Origin of the sequence: Corallococcus sp. bb12-1 (assembly GCF_026626765.1) — a bacterium.
GTDB lineage: Bacteria > Myxococcota > Myxococcia > Myxococcales > Myxococcaceae > Corallococcus > Corallococcus terminator.
The window spans coordinates 350,162-368,495 of sequence record NZ_JAPNJZ010000028.1; the positions used below are offsets into that span (position 1 = coordinate 350,162).

General features: G+C 69.1%; 14 protein-coding genes and 1 tRNA gene. 12 read left to right on the forward strand and 3 right to left on the reverse strand.

The window, feature by feature from the left end; genetic code table 11:
- Positions 1–19: 19 nt before the first annotated feature.
- Positions 20–580 carry a hypothetical protein gene (locus tag OV208_RS35340; RefSeq protein WP_267578334.1) on the forward strand — a complete coding sequence of 187 codons (561 nt, stop codon included), beginning with the start codon at positions 20–22 and terminating at the stop codon, positions 578–580.
- Positions 581–749: 169 nt separating this feature from the next.
- On the opposite strand, the gene OV208_RS35345 is transcribed toward OV208_RS35340, so the two are convergent.
- Positions 750–956, reverse strand: coding sequence for a hypothetical protein (locus OV208_RS35345; RefSeq protein WP_120584045.1), 207 nt, complete (start codon positions 954–956; stop codon positions 750–752).
- Between the two features lie 291 nt (positions 957–1,247).
- Between OV208_RS35345 and OV208_RS35350 the strand changes: the two genes are divergently transcribed.
- The 8 genes from OV208_RS35350 (at position 1,248) to OV208_RS35385 (ending at position 12,638) form a co-directional block, all read left to right on the forward strand.
- Positions 1,248–2,516: a hypothetical protein gene (locus OV208_RS35350; RefSeq protein ID WP_267578335.1), complete on the forward strand. Its 1,269-nt coding sequence runs from the start codon at positions 1,248–1,250 to the stop codon at positions 2,514–2,516.
- Between the two features lie 136 nt (positions 2,517–2,652).
- Positions 2,653–4,797 carry a glycogen debranching protein GlgX gene (gene glgX / locus OV208_RS35355; protein WP_267578336.1) on the forward strand — a complete coding sequence of 715 codons (2,145 nt, stop codon included), beginning with the start codon at positions 2,653–2,655 and terminating at the stop codon, positions 4,795–4,797.
- A 21-nt stretch (positions 4,798–4,818) separates the two neighbouring features.
- Entirely contained in the window at positions 4,819–5,502 is a 684-nt protein-coding gene (locus tag OV208_RS35360) for a class I SAM-dependent methyltransferase (RefSeq protein ID WP_267578337.1), read from the forward strand.
- Positions 5,503–5,744: 242 nt separating this feature from the next.
- Positions 5,745–5,814 (forward strand) — tRNA-Trp (locus OV208_RS35365).
- A gap of 287 nt (positions 5,815–6,101) precedes the next feature.
- The gene (locus OV208_RS35370) at positions 6,102–7,226 is read left to right on the forward strand and encodes a slipin family protein (RefSeq protein WP_267578338.1); all 1,125 of its coding nucleotides are present in this window, start codon (positions 6,102–6,104) and stop codon (positions 7,224–7,226) included.
- Positions 7,227–7,407: 181 nt separating this feature from the next.
- Positions 7,408–8,037, forward strand: a complete 630-nt coding sequence (locus OV208_RS35375; protein ID WP_267578339.1) for a glutathione S-transferase family protein — start codon at positions 7,408–7,410, stop codon at positions 8,035–8,037.
- Between the two features lie 169 nt (positions 8,038–8,206).
- Entirely contained in the window at positions 8,207–10,723 is a 2,517-nt protein-coding gene (locus tag OV208_RS35380) for a VIT domain-containing protein (protein WP_267578340.1), read from the forward strand.
- A gap of 97 nt (positions 10,724–10,820) precedes the next feature.
- Positions 10,821–12,638 carry an acyl-CoA dehydrogenase gene (locus OV208_RS35385; RefSeq protein WP_267578341.1) on the forward strand — a complete coding sequence of 606 codons (1,818 nt, stop codon included), beginning with the start codon at positions 10,821–10,823 and terminating at the stop codon, positions 12,636–12,638.
- 73 nt (positions 12,639–12,711) lie between these two features.
- On the opposite strand, the gene OV208_RS35390 is transcribed toward OV208_RS35385, so the two are convergent.
- The gene (locus OV208_RS35390) at positions 12,712–13,629 is read right to left on the reverse strand and encodes a hypothetical protein (RefSeq protein ID WP_267578342.1); all 918 of its coding nucleotides are present in this window, start codon (positions 13,627–13,629) and stop codon (positions 12,712–12,714) included.
- Between the two features lie 244 nt (positions 13,630–13,873).
- Between OV208_RS35390 and OV208_RS35395 the strand changes: the two genes are divergently transcribed.
- On the forward strand, positions 13,874–15,532 hold the full coding sequence (locus tag OV208_RS35395) for a ligand-binding sensor domain-containing protein (protein WP_267578343.1): 1,659 nt from the start codon (positions 13,874–13,876) through the stop codon (positions 15,530–15,532).
- A gap of 6 nt (positions 15,533–15,538) precedes the next feature.
- Here the strand turns inward: OV208_RS35395 and OV208_RS35400 are convergent, their stop codons facing one another.
- On the reverse strand, positions 15,539–16,642 hold the full coding sequence (locus OV208_RS35400; protein WP_267578344.1) for a hypothetical protein: 1,104 nt from the start codon (positions 16,640–16,642) through the stop codon (positions 15,539–15,541).
- Positions 16,643–16,847: 205 nt separating this feature from the next.
- On the opposite strand from OV208_RS35400, the gene OV208_RS35405 reads away from it, so the two are divergent.
- The gene (locus tag OV208_RS35405; RefSeq protein WP_267578345.1) at positions 16,848–17,162 is read left to right on the forward strand and encodes a hypothetical protein; all 315 of its coding nucleotides are present in this window, start codon (positions 16,848–16,850) and stop codon (positions 17,160–17,162) included.
- Positions 17,163–17,404: 242 nt separating this feature from the next.
- The gene (locus OV208_RS35410; RefSeq protein ID WP_267578346.1) at positions 17,405–18,115 is read left to right on the forward strand and encodes a LysM peptidoglycan-binding domain-containing protein; all 711 of its coding nucleotides are present in this window, start codon (positions 17,405–17,407) and stop codon (positions 18,113–18,115) included.
- Positions 18,116–18,334 lie beyond the last annotated feature (219 nt).

An 18,334-nucleotide genomic window follows, 5' to 3' on the forward strand; every position in this document is an offset into this window, starting at 1 on the left:
CTCCATCCGGGGGAATCACATGAAGAGCTTCCTGAAGAAGCAGCTGACGGTGGCGGCGGTGCTGGTGGGCGCGCTGGCGCTCGGCGCGGGCTGTAAGTCGGATCACTCCGCGACGCGTGGCACGGAGCCCACGCCCGCCTCCGACTCCACCACGGGCACGGGCACCGGGACGGACACCACGGACACCGGCACCACCACCACGCCGCCTCCCAGCAGCGGCGGCAGCGGCTACGACACGGGCAGCACGACGCCCGACTCGCAGCTGCCGCCTTCGGACATGGACACGGGCGGCTCCGGCATGACGGATGACTCCACCCTGCCGCCCGCCAGCGACGACAACCTCAAGCCGGGCACCGGCGGCGGGGGCACCAGCGAGAGCGAGCCGGGCGTGCACGACGGCGAGATGACCGAGCCGGGCACCGGCGGCTCCGGCAAGTCCACGGATGACAGCACCATGCCCGAGGACGGCAGCCTCCCCAGCGACTCCACGCTCGACCCGAACACGCCCAAGGGCAACATGAACACGCCGGTGCCGGACTCGACGGGCAACCTGTCGCCCAACAGCGGCACCACGCGCTAGGTCTCCACCGGACCGCCGTGAAACCCACGGCGGCGACGCGGTGACACCACGAGCGCCCGTGACCTCCTCGAAGGTCGCGGGCGCTTCGTGCGTTGTTCGGAGCCAACGACAAACCCCGCCGACGCTCGAGGCGTCAGCGGGGTCCTGGATGCAGCAGGGCGAAAGAAGCCTACGTCACGCTGACGCCCGGGTATGGCGACCGGGGGCTGATGACCGGGTTGATGATCAACGGATCATGCGATTCGCCCGGCCCGCTGTCGGGATCCACGGTGGGAGGCACGCGGTGTTCACGCTCCTCGTCCTCCGTTCCCGCCTGGCGCTCCGGCACCGGAGGCAACCCTTCCAGGGGAATGTGCAGCACGTCCTTCTTGCTCATGACGAACGCCTCCTTTCAGTCACTCCAAGGGTGGGACGCGTCCGGGGTTTCCGCAGGCCTTCCATGCGCAGGGCCCGCGCGCTCCCTCCCCCTGGATGCCAGCGGACACCGGGGCCCCTCCCCCCTGGATGCCCTCCGGCCGCTCCAACAGGTGCGTCCAGGGCGGACACTGCCCTCCGGCCGTGAGCATCCCAGGATGACAGGGAGGCGCGAGAGGCTTATCCAAGGAGGTCCTGGCACCGGTCCCGACACGGTTTCACGCCCACCACCCGAACCGAAGGCGCACGACGCATGAAGCTGTTGCTGGCAGGCCGACGAGGAGCAAGCGACCCGCTGTCCGCCCCCCCAGAGGCGCCGCAGGCCTGGCTCGAGCGGGTGGAGGGCTGGGTCCAGCGGACCGTGGGGGAGATGTTGGAGGCCTCGCGCATCGAAGAAGGGCCCCAGGCGGCCCCCGTGCTGCGCCTGCGCCTGCATCCGGCCGCGGGCGAGGTGTCGCTGCTGGCCGCCACGCAGGAGCGCATCGTCGTGTCCGCGGAGACCAGCGCCGTGGGCCCCGGCTACCACCTGTACCTGTGCGACCTGCTCAAGTCCCTGGGCGACGCGCACGGCGTCAGCTGGGCGCCGCCCGACGAGGACCTGGGCGTGGGCGACGCCACGGGCTACTTCCACACGGGCGATGCCGGCCCGGTGGAGGGGCACATGCTGACGTGGTTGCAGCAGTCGGTGGGGCAGGTGGTGCTCATGCGCAGCATGGGCAACTCCGGCTTCGCGCTGTCCATGCGCTTCGGCCACACCTTCCAGCACCCGGGCGCGCTGCTCACCCCCATGGGCCCTCGCGATGAGAAGTGGCTGCGCGCGGTGATGGACGACCCCCGCCAGGGCACGGACGTGTTCCCCTGGTGGACGCCCGGCATGGACGCGCGCGTGCGCTTCAACCGCGCCCTGTGCCGCCTGTGGACGGACGTCGTCTGGCGCGCGCCCCTCCTGGACGAGGAGCGCCAGCGCCTGCGCGACGTGGCCCGGCTCCTGGAGCAGGCGTGGCGCGAGGACCCCACGCTCCCCTACCCGTGGCGCGAGTGGCAGGAGGTGCTCGGCTATCTGGGCGTGGGAGGAACGCTGGCGGAGGAGGTCCACCGCCACGCCCTGGAGTCACCGGGCACCGGGCCCTCCATCGGCTACCGGAGGGGCTTCGTGCAGGTGGCGCTCCCCGAGGGGTGGGAGATCCGCATCCCCGGCGCCCTGGCCGAAACGCGCCTGGGTGACGGGAGCTGGGTGGCCCGGGACCACCGCCGCACCGTGCGCGTGCTGCCCCTGGAGGATTCAGCGGAGGAGCAGCTGGCGCCCACCAGTCCGGAGCGGCGTGCCCTGGAGTTGGAGCACCATGGGGCCCGCGTCAGTGGCCGCGCGTCGCTCCACGTCGAGCCCGGCGACTGCCGGCTGACGGCCCTGTGCCGCTCCGGCAACCGCCGCGCCCTGTGCGTGGTCAGCTTCGATGATCCAGACGAGCAGGACTGGGCCCTGGGCACCTGGCGCTCGCTGGATTACGCCGTCGCGGCCTGAAAAACAGGCATTTGCGCCCCAAACCATCCGGTGAATCGCTCTCGGGTGGACAGTCGGCATGTCCGGACGTCTTGCCGCACCGCGAGGTCGCACCCACATTCCGCCGGCATCATCCCCACGGAATCGAGTGATACCCATGAGCAGCAAGCGGGAGATCTGGCCGGGCAAACCCTGGCCGCGCGGCGCGACCTTCGACGGTTCGGGAACCAACTTCGCGGTGTACTCGCAGGTGGCCACCCGGGTGGAAGTCTGCCTGTTCGACAAGGCGGACCCGACGAAGGAGCTTGAGCGCTTCGACCTGCCCGTGAACACGGAGTTCGTCTGGCACGGCTACGTGCCGGAGCTGGAGCCCGGGACGTTGTACGGCCTGCGCGTGCACGGCCCCTACGAGCCGGAGAAGGGCCACCGCTGCAACCCGCACAAGCTGCTGGTGGACCCCTACGCGAAGGCGCTGCACGGCGCGGTGGACTGGAAGCAGCCGGTGTTCGGCTACCCGCTGGAGCATCCGAAGAAGGACCTGATGCGCGACGAGCGCGACAGCGCCGCCGGCATGCCGAAGAGCGTGGTGGTGAGCGACTTCTTCGACTGGGGCAATGACCGGCGCCTGGACATCCCCTGGCGCAAGACGGTCATCTACGAAGCGCACGTGCGCGGCCTCACGATGAAGCACCCGGGCGTGCCGGAGCACCAGCGCGGCACGTACGCGGGCCTGGGCTCGCCGGCCATCATCGAGCACCTCCAGAAGCTGGGTGTGACGTCGGTGGAGCTGTTGCCGGTGTTCGAGTTCGCGGACGACTCGTTCCTCAACGACAAGGGCCTGTCGAATTACTGGGGCTACAGCACGCTGAACTACTTCTCGCCCGAGCAGCGCTACGCCAGCCGCAAGACACCGGGCGGCGCGGTGGCGGAGTTCAAGTCGATGGTGAAGTCGCTGCACGCGGCGGGCATCGAAGTGATTCTCGACGTGGTCTACAACCACACGTGCGAGGGCAATCACCTGGGGCCCACGCTGTCGTTCAAGGGTATCGACAACGCGTCGTACTATTGGACGATGCCGGAGGCGCGGCACTACCTGGACTTCACCGGGTGCGGCAACAGCATCAACACCTCCAACCCGCAGACGGCGCGCTTCGTGGTGGACTCGCTGCGCTACTGGGTGGAGGAGATGCACGTGGACGGGTTCCGCTTCGACCTGGCCACGGTGATGGGGCGCGTGGACAAGGGTGGCTACGACCCGAACGCGCCCATCTTCCAGATCATCAACCAGGACCCGGTGCTCAGCCGCGTGAAGCTCATCGCGGAGCCATGGGACGTGGGCATGGGCGGCTACCAGGTGGGCGGTTTCCCATCGCCGTGGCACGAGTGGAACGGCAAGTACCGGGACGCGCTGCGCAAGTACTGGAAGGGCGACGAGAACCAGGCGTCGGAGGTCGGCTACCGGCTCACGGGCAGCGCGGACCTGTTCGCGGCGGCGCGACGGCGTCCCCAGGCGAGCATCAACTTCGTCACCGCGCACGACGGATTCACGCTGCACGACCTGGTGACGTACAGCTCCAAGCACAACGAGGCCAACGGCGAGCACAACCGCGACGGCGCGGATGACAACCAAGCCTGGAACTGCGGCGTGGAGGGAGAGACGGACGACAAGGGCATCATCTCCCTGCGCGAGCGCCAGAAGCGAAATCTCCTGGCATCGCTCTTCATGTCCAACGGCGTGCCGATGATTGTCGCGGGCGACGAGATGGGCCGCACGCAGAAGGGCAACAACAACGCCTACTGCCAGGACAACGAGCTTTCGTGGGTGGACTGGGACCTGGATTCGACGAAGCAGGACATGCTCGCGTTCACGCGCAAGCTGATCCACTTCCGCCACGGGCAGCCGGTGTTGCAGCGCCGCCGCTTCTTCCAGGGCGAACACCTGTGGGACTCCGAGCACAAGGACCTGGCGTGGTTCCGTCCGGACGGCACGGAGATGGGTCCGGAGGACTGGCAGAAGCCCTTCGTGCGCTCACTGGCGTACCTGCTGGGTGGCGACGCCATCCCCACGCCGGACGAGCGCGGCCAGCGCGTCAGCGGGGACTCGCTGCTGGTGCTGCTCAACGCGCACCACGACACGGTGGCCTTCACGGTGCCGCCGGTGGGTGAGGGCGGGAAGTGGATGCTGGAGCTGTACACGGCGGACGACAAGCGCGGCGACGAGGAGATGAAGCCGGGCAAGTTCGACATGGCCGGGCGGTCGCTCGCGGTGTTCCGCAAGAGCGGGGGCAACAACACGCTGTGATACCGTGCGGCGGTGCGCGCCATGGTGGATGAAGCGGACGGCGGAACACCCGGGACTGAAAAGGGATCCAGCGGATCCGCCGTCGCGAGGGTGTACGGGGAGATCGCCTCTGCCTACGAGGTGCTCTACCCCGCGCTGCACCGCTACGGCGATCGCGTGGAGAGATTCCTCGCGGAGGCGGTGGCCCCGGGGATGCGCGTGCTGGACGTGGGCTGCGGGCCCGGTCTGCACACGCGCTCCTTGGATGCGTCCGTGGATGTGGTGGGCCTGGACCTGGCGCCGGAGATGCTGGAGCTGGCGAAGCGTTCGCGGCCTTCGGGCACGTGGCGCGTGCACAGCTACCTGGAGCCGGTGCCGGAGGACCTGGGGCTCTTCGATGTAGCGCTGGCGATTGGGTGCCTGGACTTCTGTGACGACCTGACGCGCGTGCTGGGGCATCTGGCCCGGGCGCTAAAGCCCGGTGGACGGATGCTGTTCACGGTGCTGGAGCGCAGGCCCGGTGTGGAGGCTCACGAGCACCCCACGCGACAGGTGGGCACGGCGGACTCCGTGGTGACGCTGCATCTGTGGTCCTCCGAGGAGACGGTGCGCGCGCTGGAGGCCGCAGGCCTGCGGGTGGGAGGCTACGTGCACGCTCCCGGCTGGGAGATTCTCGCGGAGGAGCGCGTGATGTGGTTCGGCTGGTGGGACGTGACGCGGGGCTGAGTTTCGCGGGGGCTTGTCAGGCTTTTTCGCGGCCCGCGTCTGGTGCTCCCGTCGGCGCTTCAGGGGGTGCACGGGGCTGGCCCGAGGCTTCCGATTCCAGGCAGCGGCGCTCTGCGCCGGGGCACGGGATTCGGACGTACTTCAAGGCCATCGCTTCCGCGCATTCCCCCACCATCGGAGGTCGACCGTTCGCGCGCTAACGACAGGCGTGCATGAACGATGTCCCTTACCCGGACGTCACCCGAACTAGCTCACTGGTAGAGCAAGAGACTCCAACTCTCTGTGTCGAAGGTTCGATTCCTTCGTTCGCTGGGACCCCGTCGTTTCGCTGGTGTCAGCGCGGGTCCACCGCGTCCTCCCTCTCCTCGTCGCATCCTGGTCGGTCACCAGGGCTTCTGGAGGCTTCCGTGCAGCTCGCGGAACGCTCCGGTCGCCGTCCGTGACCGGCATCCGGTGCGAACGCGCGGACGGTGGGATGCGGTCTGGACGGACTGTCCGCGTGAAGCGCCCGTGAGCGGCGGGGTTCCTTTCTTGTTCGGATCCTTTCTTCCTTTTCGCAGCACCCTCCCCTTCGCGGGAGGCAACAGGAGTGGCGTGTCATGAGCATCGGTCGGGTCGAAGTGGCGCAGAACGAGCGGCTGTTCGTCGTGGTGAACGGGCGGGCGGAGCAGTACCTGGGGCCGGGTCGGCACTGGGTGGTGCGTCCCTTCCAGCACGTCCGCTTCGAGCGCGTTTCGATTGAGCAGCCGCTGATCCGACTGGACGAGGCGAAGCTCGCGTTGGTGCCGGAGAAGGACCTCGAGGTGGTGGAGCTGGCCGCGGACGAGCGGGCCATCCTCTTCCATCACGGCCAGCCGGTGCAGTGGCTGAAGCGGGGTCAGCACCAGGTGTGGACGGCGCAGCGGCTGCCCGGTCGTACCGGTCGGCCCGAAACGCCGACCGTGAAGGTGGAGCGCGTGGACGTGTCCGGGGTGATGACCTCGCCGCCGAGCGACGAGGTGCGCGCGCTCATTCCTTCCACCGACTACACGGAGTGCATCGCCACCGAGGGCAGCGTGGCGCTGCGGTACGTGGACGGCGTGCTGGATACCGTGCTGCCTCCGGGCCGTCACGCGGCGTGGACGGTGGTGCACAAGGTGCAGTTCGCGGTCATCGACCTGCGCGAGCGGCTGCTCCACGTCACCGGCCAGGAGGTGATGACGAAGGACCGCGTGTCGCTGCGGCTCAACCTGTCCGCGGCGTTCCGCGTGGCGGACGCGCGCCGGCTGTCGGTGGTGTCACGCGCGCCGGATGACGTGCTGTACCTGGCGATGCAGTTGGCGTCACGGGAGGCGGTGGCCACCCGCACGCTGGATGAGCTGCTGGCGTCGCGAGAGGCGGTGGCGGATTCGCTGTTCGCGCAGGTGAAGGCGGGGGCGGAGAACGTGGGCCTGGAGCTGCTGCGGTTCGGCATCAAGGACGTGGTGCTGCCGGGTGAGATGAAGGAGCTGCTCAACCGGGTCATCCAGGCGCAGAAGGAAGCGGAGGCCAACGTCATCATGCGCCGGGAAGAGACGGCGGCCACGCGGTCCATGGCGCAGACGGCGAAGGTGCTGGCGGAGAACCCGCTCCTGGTGCGGCTCAAGGAACTGGAGGCGTACAAGGACCTCGCGTCCAAGGTGGGTCAGGTCCACCTGGTGCTGGGCGAGGGCGCGGTGCCCACGCTCCAGCTCAAGGGCGGCTGACGCACCTGTGAGCACCGTGGAGGCCCTCGGACCGGAAGCACGGGTCCGGGGGCCTTCGTGCGTCCGTCACGGCTGCGGAGGTGCGGAACAATCGTGCCCGTCAGAAGATACCTGACATTCCCCTGTCACAACGGGAGGGCAGGTTCTGCCCATCCACCCGATGCGGTCCAGGAGGACTGTCATGAAGCTCTATTTCCATCCCATGTCCGGAAACTCGCGCCGCGTGCTGCTCGTGGCCGCCCACCTCGACGTGCCCCTCGAACGCATCGTGGTCGACCTGCCCAAGGGCGAGCAGCGCGGGGCGCCGCACCTGAAGCTCAACCCCAATGGGCGCGTCCCGGTCCTCGACGACGACGGTTTCCTGCTCTGGGAGTCGCGCGCCATCATGCAGTACCTGACCGAGAAGACACCGGGGCAGACCCTGCTCCCTGCGGATGCGCATGGCCGCGCCGATGTGAGCCGCTGGCTCTTCTGGTGCTCGGCCCACATGGCCCCGGCGAACACCATCCTCGTCTTCGAGAACTTCGTGAAGGCGCAGACGGGCCGCGGGCCGGCGGATCCCGCCGAGATCGCGCGGGGAGAGGCGCTCGTCGCGCAGAACGCGCAGCTCCTGGACGCGCACCTCGAGGGCAGGACGTGGGTTGCGCAAGAGCGCCTGACCCTCGCGGACCTCTCCCTGGCCGCGTCGTTCGCCCTCGCCGGTCCGGCGCGCCTGCCGATCTCCGACTTCGCGAACCTCCGGGCCTGGCTCGGGCGCGTGCAGGAACTCGAGGCGTGGAAGCGCACCGCGCCGTCCCTGCCTCGCGGCTGACGCCGAGGGCGGGGACCTCCGGGGTGTGGCCTGGCAGCCACGGTGACGCTCGCGAGGTGTCTCCGAGCGGCCCACACGCCCCGTCCTTCCGAGGGGCTTCAGGGGCACGGAGCGTTGGCCCAGGGGCTGCAATGCCCCCCGGCACACCCTGAAACCCAAGGTCCCGTCCATGCGAGTCACGCTCGCCACGCTCTTCGTCTGTCTGCTGGCCCTTCCGGCCTTCGCCCAAACCCCGTGCCCTCCCCCGGCGTCCCCTGTCAGCCAGGGCGCCGTGTCCCAGGGCACGCTCGTGGCGCTGCTGCGGCAGCAGGCCGAGGACACCGGATGCCCGGACACCGCGACCCGCACTTTCAGCCTCAAGCACACGGAGGTGGACGCGGAGGTCAGTGGCTTCCTCGCCTCCGTCACCGTGACGCAGGTGTTCGAGAACCCCTACGCCTCGCCGCTCGAAGCGCTCTACGTCTTCCCACTGCCGGAGCTGGCCGCGGTGGACGGCATGGAGCTGCACGTCGGCGCTCGCGTCATCCAGGGCGTCATCCAGACCCGTGAACAGGCCCGCGACACCTATGAGCGCGCCAAGGCCGAGGGCAAGACGGCCGCGCTGCTCGACCAGGAGCGCCCCAACATCTTCACCCAGTCTGTCGCCAACATCCTCCCCGGCGAAACCATCCGCGTGCGGATCCACTACGTGGAGCGCCTCACCTACGACGCGGGCACCTACCGCTTCACCTTCCCCATGGTCGTCGGCCCCCGCTACATCGGCGGTGAACCGCTCGCCACGCGCCAGGGCGAAGGCACCGAACCGGACACCACCACCGTCCCGGACGCCAGCCGCATCACTCCGCCCGTGCTCCCGTCCGACATGCGCAGCGGCCATGACATCCAGCTCACCGTGCGCCTGGACGCGGGCCTTCCGGTGCAGTCGCTGCGCTCCACCACCCACCGCGTGGAGGTGAAGCGCGAGCGCCAGTCCCGCGCCACCGTCAGCCTGGGCCGCGACGACCGCATCCCCAACAAGGACTTCACGCTGGAGTACGTCGTCGCCGACGCGCTCATCCGCCCCGCCGTCCTCATGCACCGCGACCCCGGCGCGGACCACGGCTACTTCATGGTGATGCTCAACCCGCAGCTCGCTCCCACCGAGAAGGAGATCACCCCCCGCGAGCTGTACATGGTCCTGGACACGTCCTGCTCCCAGTCCGGCCTCGCCATCGAGAAGTCCAAGGCCATCACGAAGGAGGTGCTCCACCACCTGATGCCGGAGGACACCTTCCAGGTCCTCAACTTCGACACGCAGGTGACGAAGTTCGCCCCCACCGCCGTCCCCGCCACGCCGGAGAACATCCAAAACGCCCTGCCCTACGTCGCCAACTTCTGGGGCGGTGGCGGCACCGACGTGCGCATCGCCGCGCAGGAAGCCATGGTGCCGGAGAACGATCCGGCCCGCCTGCGCATGGTGCTCTTCATGACCGACGGCCTCATCGGCGGGGATGACTTCGTGCTCAACACGCTCCAGACCCACCTGCGCGAACAGACGCGCATCTTCTCCGCGGGCGTGGGCAACGGCGTGAACCGCTACCTCATCTCGAAGATGGGTGAAATCGGCCGGGGTGCCTCCACCTTCGTCAACCTCAACCGCCCCGAAGAGGAAGTGGCTCGCGAGTTCGAGCAGCGCATGCGCGGCCCCGTCCTTACGTCGCTCGTCGTCGGCACCGACGGCCTGCCCGTCACCGACGTGTACCCGAAGATCGTGCCGGACCTCTTCGCCGGCCAGCCGCTGTTCCTCGTGGGCAAGTTCACCGGCACCGGTGACGGCCTGCTGCGCATCTCCGGCCGCGTGCGCGGTGAAGTCCGCCACTTCGACGTGCCCGTGCACTTCCCGGAGGTCGCCCCGGAACACGACGCGCTCAAGAGCCTCTGGGCCCGCCAGCGCATCGAGGAGCTCACCGTGCAGGGCTACCGCGGCGAGACGCCCGACATCGTGCAGGGCATCACGAACACCGCGCTCGAGTACCACCTGATGAGCCGCTTCACGTCCTTCGTCGCGGTGGAGCAGGTGGCGCGCACCGCCCCCAATGGCGAGACGGTGAAGGAGCTGGTCCCCGTGCAGCTCCCCGACGGCATGGTGTCCGGTTCGCTCAGCCGCGAGGAGATTCCTCCCGGTGACCCCATCATCTCCGTGCGCGCCCCGCGTGATGCCCGCCGCGTCACGGCCTACTTCCCCTTCGGCCTCGTGAAGCCGCTCACGTTCGACGCGGTGTCCGGCGCCTGGCGCGGCCGGTTCCTCGTGCCGCTGGGCGTCTCGGACGGCTACTACACGGTGTTCCTCATCACGGAGCTGGCGGATGGAACCGTGCAGCGCAGCGAGGTCCGCTACCGCCTGGACTCCAAGGGCAACGACTTCGAGGTCGCCCTCTCCCAGCGGGAGCTTGCCCCCGGTGACACCCTGACGCTGGACGTGGACGCGGTGGAGGCCACGAAGGAGGTCAGCGTGTATGGCGAGCTGTTCGGCGACGAGCAGCAGCAGCTCACGTCGCAGGACGGCCTGCGCTTCACCACGTCGCTCGTCGTCCCAGAAGGCACCCCGGCCGGAACGTATGAGCTGGTGTTCGTCGCCCGTGACGCCGCCGGCAACCGCTTCGAGCGCCGTGAGACGCTGCGCGTCATCCACTCGCGGCGCGACTGACCCCTGAATCAATCTCGGTTACCCTCACGGTCCCGTCCGTGCCCGCGCCGAATCTGGCGCGGGCCTGTTTTTAGCGCCGACCGTGAGGAGCCTGCCGATGTCGTCGTCGTCCCTGCACTACACGCCGAACCTCCGCGATATTGAGTTCAACCTCTTCGAGTTCCTGGACATCGGCCGCACGTCGCTGGGCAAGGCGCCCTTCGGGGACCTGGACGAGGCGACGGCCCGCCAGACGCTGGAGGCCTTCTCGAAGGTCTGCACCGAGGAGCTGGCGAAGAGCTTCGATGAGTCCGAGCACAACCCGCCCCAGTTGATCAATGGCGAGGTGAAGCTGCCCCCCGGTCTCAAGGCCGCGATGGCGTCCTTCCACGAGGCCGGCATGCACCTGCTGGAGCAGCCCTCGCACCTGGGCGGCATGGGCGCGCCGCCGTCGCTGGGCTGGGCTGCGTTCGAATTGGTGCTGGGCTCCAATGCCTCGCTGGCCTTCTTCACGCTGGGCAATCTGCTGGCGCGCATCATCGACCGGCTGGGCACGGACGCGCAGAAGAAGCGCTTCCTGCCGCACTCGCTGGAGCGCAACTGGAGCGGCTCCATGGTGCTCACCGAGCCCGACGCTGGCAGCGACGTGGGCGCCGCGCGCACCAAGGCGCGGCACGTGGACGGCGACCTGTGGGAGATCGAAGGCGTCAAGCGCTTCATCACCAACGGCGAGTCGGACATCGCGGAGAACATCATCCACATGGTGCTGGCGCGTCCGGAAGGCGCGTCACCGGGCACCAAGGGCCTGTCGCTGTTCGTGGTGCCCAAGTACTGGGTGAACGAGGATGGCAGCCTGGGTGAGCACAACAACGTCGTGTGCACCAAGCTGGAGAAGAAGATGGGCCTGAAGGGGTCCGTCACCTGTGAGCTGACGTTCGGCGACGGCAAGCCCACGCGCGGCCTGCTGCTGGGCGAGGTGCACGACGGCATCCGGCAGATGTTCCACATCATCGAGAACGCGCGCATGGCGGTGGGCCTCAAGTCCATGGCCGCGCTGTCCGCGGGCTACTTCCGCGCGCTGGCGTTCGCGAAGGACCGCGTGCAGGGCAGCGACCTGGCGAAGGCGCGCGACAAGACCGCGCCGCGCGTGACCATCCTCCAACATCCGGACGTGCGCCGCATGTTGATGGCGCAGAAGGCGCACGCGGAGGGCATGCGCGCGCTGTGTCTGTTCACCGCGTCCGCGCAGGACCAGGTGGAGTTGCAGGGCGGCCACCGCTCCACGGCGGCGGGCGAAGCGGACGTGCTCAACGACATGCTGCTGCCGCTGGTGAAGGGCTACTGTTCGGAGAAGGCGTACGAGTTGCTGTCGCTGTCGCTCCAGGTGCACGGCGGTTCGGGCTACCTGACGGACTACCCGGTGGAGCAGTACATCCGGGACCAGAAGATCGACTCGCTCTACGAGGGCACCACGCACATCCAGGCGTTGGACCTGCTGATGCGCAAGGTCGCGCGGGATGGCGGCTCGACGCTCCAGGGCCTGCTGTCGCGCATCCGCGAGACGGCCGAGGGTGAAGAGGGCGGCCCAGAGCTGAAGACCGAGCGCGCCGCGCTGGCGGAGGCGCTGGGGCAGTTGGAGACGATGCTCGGCACGCTGATGGGCAAGCTGGGCGAGTCCGTCTACCACGTGGGCTTCCAGGGCAACCGCGTGCTGGCCGCCGTGGCGGAGGTGGTCATCGGCTGGCTGCTGGTGCGCCACGCCGCCGTCGCGCTGGAGCGGATGAAGTCCAACCCCGGTGACAAGGCGTTCTACAGCGGCAAGGTGGCCAGCGCGCGCTGGTTCTGCCACGAGGTGCTGCCCGGCGTCGCCCACGCCGCGCGCATGGTGGAGCACGGCAACCTGGACCTGATGGACGTGCCGGAAGAGTCGTTCTAGTCCTCCTTCCGGATGGGGCCCGAAGGTCGGTAGCGACACGTCCTTCGGGCCTTCGGAGCGGTGAGGGCCTGGGTCAAGGCTCCAGGTCGGCGACAGAGAAGGTGTAGTCACCCACGTTGGTGCTGAAGATGATCCCCGGGGTGAAGAACATCTCGACCGTATGACGGCCTTCCTGCGCTCCCTGGAGGTCGAACGTGTCGCTCCTCCATTTCACTTCGAACAACTGCGACTGGTACAGGACCTCGCCCCCGGGGCCGCGCACTCGCATGGCGCAGTTGTTGTAGGAGGAGCCCCTGCAACTCAACCGGTAGGCGCGGCCCGCGACGGCGTCCAGCGCGAAGACGTCGACATCGATGCCGGGCTCGATGTTCCCCGAGACGGTGGTGCCCACGGGCACCGGGGTGGCTTCCGTGAGGGTGTTCGCGAAGTCGTCCGGCCCCAGGTCCAGCAGCGAGTACTCATAAGGGGGGTCGTAAGAGAAGCGGGAGTAGGGCTTCACGCGGGCGTACACGGTGCCCTCCTGCGTGGCGAGCACGGCCGCGTGGAAGGACGACGTCCCCCCTGAGCCCGCCGAGCCCGGCAACGTGAGCCCGTCCGCTCCGAGGAGCGCGACGAAGCAGGTCGCGTTGTAGCCAGGCCTACTTCCATGGCAGCTGAATCGGTAGATGCGGCCGGCTGTGACGTGGAACGAGAACAGGTCCACGTCATCAATGTTGTCCAGGTTCGCGGCAACCCGTTGGAGGGGCTCCATGGGTTCCACGGGTGTCGCGGCCTCGATGGAGTCCCCATGGTCATCCCCTTCGCGCACATCCCGCTTGCAGGACATGCCCGCCGGGACGTAGCCCTGGGGACAACTGCACGCGGCCTGTTCGGAGGACGGCACGCACTGGCCCGGACCGCAATCGACGTCCTCGCACGGGTCGGACTCCGCACAAGCACAGAGGACGAAAAGCGCGAGCACCTTCGCCAGGGAAGAAACAGAACGCAGCATGCAGTGGACTCCTGCGGAGGCCCGGCCCCATTCCCCCGTGCGGCAGTAGCCCGCGAAAGGACGACAGGGTCAACAGGCCCACCCTGAAAGCCGGTCGCGGAAGCATTCCAGGCACTGCCACCCCGAACCGCCTCCGCTGGCCTGGGGCCGCATGGGTGTGGTCGTCGGGAGACACACCCGGAGGCCATTGCCTGGGGATGGAGGGGTGGTGGGGTTGGCCCGGGGTTCGCAATGAGGGTCGGGCGTGATGCTCTCCGCCCTCACTGCCCTGGCCCTCGCGGCCACCGTCACCAACACCGAGACCGTGCACGACGTGGAGCCCTTCGGGGGCCACGTCGTCGCGTGCACCGAGGGCGGCCTGGAGGTGTTCACGCCCGCCGGCCGCTCCGTGCGCGTGCTCACGGTCGAGGACGGCCTTCCCAGCCACTTCTGTCGCGCGATGGAGTCCACCGGCGACCGACTCTTCGTGGCCACCGATGAGGGGCTGGTGTCGCTGGACGCAGGCTTCCAGGTGACTCCGGTGCTGGACGTGCGCTGGCAGGCGCTGCCCGCCGCCGAGGACGCGAGCACGCCGGACTACGTGAGCCGGTTGGAGTCGCTGGCCGCCGTGCTGGTTCCGGGCGCCACGTACACCGCGTTCTCGCCTCGGTTCGCCGGCACCGCCGAGGGTCGCCTGTTCGAGCTGGGCACCTCGCGCGCGTGGGCACTGCCGGGCCCGGTGCGCTTCCTCTCCGATACGCGCGACGGCGTGGACGTGGGCACCAGCGAGGGTGCGTTCTCCATCGACTCACGCGGGCGCCTCGCGGCGGTGGGCTCCGTACCCACGGGCCCCTTGTCGTTCACCGTCACGGAGCACGGCGTGCGCATCATCGGGAGTCACGGCGACGTGCGCGCGTGGGGTGCCTCCGATGCAGCGTCGAGCGTTCCCTCGGGCGCCACCGTGTTGAACGGTGACTGGGTGGGCACCCGCGCTTCGGGCGTCTTCTTTCGCGAGGCCAAGGGCTGGCGCCGCGTGACGCCCACCGGGCAGCTGTGCGGCAATCACATCACCGCGCTCGCTCGGCATCAGGGCCGGCTCGTCGTGGGCACGTTCGACCGGGGCGCTTGCTGGCAGCGCGATGACGGCCGGTGGCAGACCGTCCGCACGCCCGCGCTTCCCAGCAACCAAGTGCTGGGCATCACCAGCGATGGACAGAACCTCTATGTCGCCACCACGTATGGCCTGGGCTTCCATGACGGGAAGACGTGGACGCAGGTGGCCTACGGTGGCCGCAACCCCGTGGCCCTCGGGAAGCTGTCCGTGCTCGGGGCTTCACGGGTGGCGGACGGGGTGGCGCTCGCGGATGGGCGCGGCGTGTCCGTGGTCGCTCCGAGCAGTTCGCCCCTGTCGCTGGTGAAGCGGCTGCCCCTTCCCGAAGGCTGGAGTGAACACCCGTCCGTCGCGGAGGGCTCCGGCCGCTTCCTGTGGATGGGCAGCGAGGACCGGGGCCTCTTGCGCTGGGATGGCGAGCGCTGGCAGCGCTTCCATGACGGCCGCGACCTCACCGACAACTGGGTGACGGCGCTGTCCGCCGACGCGGAGGGGCGCGCCATCGCGGGCACCTGCCAGGATGGCTTCAGCTACTTCGACGGCGCGAAGTGGACGCGCGTGCGCACCTCGGCCGGCCTGCCTTCCCCCGCCATCGTCTCCACCGCGCTCGTGCCCGGTGGGGCGCTGGTGGGAACGCTGCTCGGCGCTTCGTACTTCGACGCGGGCACCGGCTCGGTGCACGCCCTGCCCCGTCTGGCGGATCCGCGCGTGTACGCGGTGTTTCCGGAAGGCGACTCCGCATTCTTCGGCACCGAGGGCGGACTGTCCCGCGCCACCTGGAAGTCCGCGTCCACCGCCGTCAGCCAGCGCTGAAGCCCCTTACGCCGGCTTCGGAGGCAGTGCGCGCGCCGCCAGCTCGCGCTCCACGTACAGCCGCAGGATGTGCATGAAGTCCTGCGCGTTGGTCACCACGCCGAACGCCTGGTGCGTGCCGCGGTCCTTGAGCTTGCTCACCACGAACTCGGACGAATCCACGCAGATGGTGGGCAGCTCGCGCAAGGAGCCGTCCTGCTCCACCACGAACGCCGGCAGCATGTTGCCCGTCGCGATGGCGTGCAGCGCCGTGGCGACGAGCACCGCCATCGTCGCCTTCACCGCGTGCCGGCGCATCGCGTCCTGCGCTGCCAGGTTGTCCGTCACCACGTCCGGCAACGGACCGTCATCCCGGATGGACCCCGTCAGCACGAACGGCACCTTGTGCACCACGCACGCATGCATGATGCCGTTGGTGATGATGCCCGCCTCCACCGCCTTCTCGATGGAGCCCGCCTGCCGCACCCGGTTGATGGCCCGCATGTGCAGCCCGTGGCCCCCGGACGTCGCCTCGCCCGCGCCGCTCATCCCCAACGTCGTGCCGAAGATGGACGCCTCGATGTCGTGCACCGCCACCGCGTTGCCCGCCAGGAGCGCCCCCACGAAACCGTTCGTCACGAACCACGTCATGTCCGCGCGCGCCCGCGAGTGCACCAGCGCCGGCCCCGTCACCCAGATGGGATAGCCGCCCCGCTCGCGCTCCTCCACCAGCAGCCGCGCCATGTGCCCGTAGTCGATGGGCTTCTCGCGCGACACCTGGCTCGTCATGAACTTGAACTCGCCGTCCGAGCCCTCGGCCAGGTACTCCAGGTTCACGTACACGCCCTCGCGGCCGTCCTCCGCGAGCCCCACCACCACGCGCTCGCCCGCCTTCACCCGCCGGCCCTCGCGAATCCACAGCTCGCCCTGCGCGTCCAACACCAGCGCCCCGTCCATGCGCGGCTCGCGCGGCATCCGCCACCGCCCGTCCACCCGCACGTACGTGGGCAGGTTCGTCGTGGTGAAGAAACCCTCGGGCAGCACGCCGTCCGAGGGCGCTGGCTCGAAGCGCGCGTCCGGGAAGTCGCCAAACCGCGCCGCCGTGAAGTCGGGATGAGCAATGGTCGTCACCCCGCCACCATGCGCAGGGCCTCCCACCCGGTTCAAGCGGCCCGCGCACCCCCCATCCCCCGTCCAACGCTCCCCCCTCCGCGCCCGCCCACCTCCACCCACCCAGCTTGGGAAAATCCCCCGCAACCGCCGCGCGAGCGCCGGGTTCAACCCTCCAAGGACGATGCGCCGGCAACGACGTCGGCGCGCATCGAGGAGGAACACCATGAAGCGCAACGGACTGGGGATGCTCGCGGCGGTGCTCGGGATGACGGTGGCGCTGCCCGCCATGGCCGCGGAGGCCGACCGGCGGCAGGTGAACCAGCAGCAGCGCATCAATCAGGGCGTGCGCGGCGGAGAACTCACCGGCCGCGAGGCCGTGCGCCTGGAGCGCCAGAACAACGCCCTCCAGCGGGAGATCCGCCGGGAGCGCCGTGACGACGGCCACCTGGACGCCGCCGAGCGCGCCCGCATCGACGCGAAGCAGGACGCCCTCAGCCGCCGCATCGCCCGCCAGAAGCACGACGCGCAGAGCCGTTAGCAAATCCCGGGAAATTGCGCGCCGCGACATCCCTCCCGTGCATCCATCCGGGGTGGAAAAGTCGGCGGTCCGGAGGCTTTTCGTGACGGGGATTCCGCCCAGGGTGTGTCCTTCCCCTGCATGTGCGTGCTTTCAGGGAAAAGCAGGTGGGGGACGCAACCCAGGTTCTTGAACGGCGAGAATGGAATCAATCGCAGCCGGTGACCGAGGTCGGGTCACTGCTCCCACCCGGAGCCCCCCACATGAGCTACCGCATCCAGTCTGGCGACACCCTCTCGGCCCTGGCCAAGCGCTACAACACCAGCGTTGGCGACCTGATGAAGGCCAACCCGGACATCAAGGACAAGAACCTCATCTACGCCGGCAAGAGCCTGAACATCCCCGGCTCCAAGGACTCCTTCGAGCCCGGCACCTCTGGCAGCAGCGGTTCCAAGGCCGGTGGCGGCACGGGCGGCTCCAGCGGCGCGGGCAACGTGACGGCGCCTCCGGGCGGCGCGGGCCCGGCCTCTCGCGGCCCCGGTGGCAGCCCGTTTGAGATTGCCCAGTCGCACCTGGGCAAGAACGCCGGCTCGCTGAAGATGGAAGGCAGCGGCGTGGGCGCGGACATGGAGGACTGGGTCCCCAACGACGTGAACTGCGCCAACTTCGTCTCCGCGTGCCTGGAGCAGGCCGGGCAGATCAAGGACAGCCAGCACAGCGCCTCCGTGATGACCCTCCAGGGAAACCTGGACCGCGACCCGAACTTCCAGCGCGTGGACCTCAAGGACGCGAAGCCGGGCGACGTCGTCTCCATGAAGGTGGGCAGCGGCCAGCACGTGGTGATGTTCGCCGGCTGGAAGGACGGCAAGGCCCAGTTCATCGGCTCCAACAACGTGAACTCGGATGGCTCTCAGCGCATCAGCATGACGTCGATGAACTACCCCATCATGTCCGTGCACCACTACAAGGGCTGAGCCGCACGGCTTGCGCCTGAAGCACCCGGTGGGGCCTTCGCCTCCCGCGCCCGATGCGCGTGGGAGGGGGGGCCCCATCCTCGTTTCCCATCCCCTGGGTCCCAGCGGTCCCCCTGCCCCGGGAGGCCCCCCTGTGCCACCGGATTCACATTGGACAGTCCTTCCGTCCAGGGTTGGACGTTCCCTGGACGCAAGGACTTTGCGTAGGGACCCGGGCGG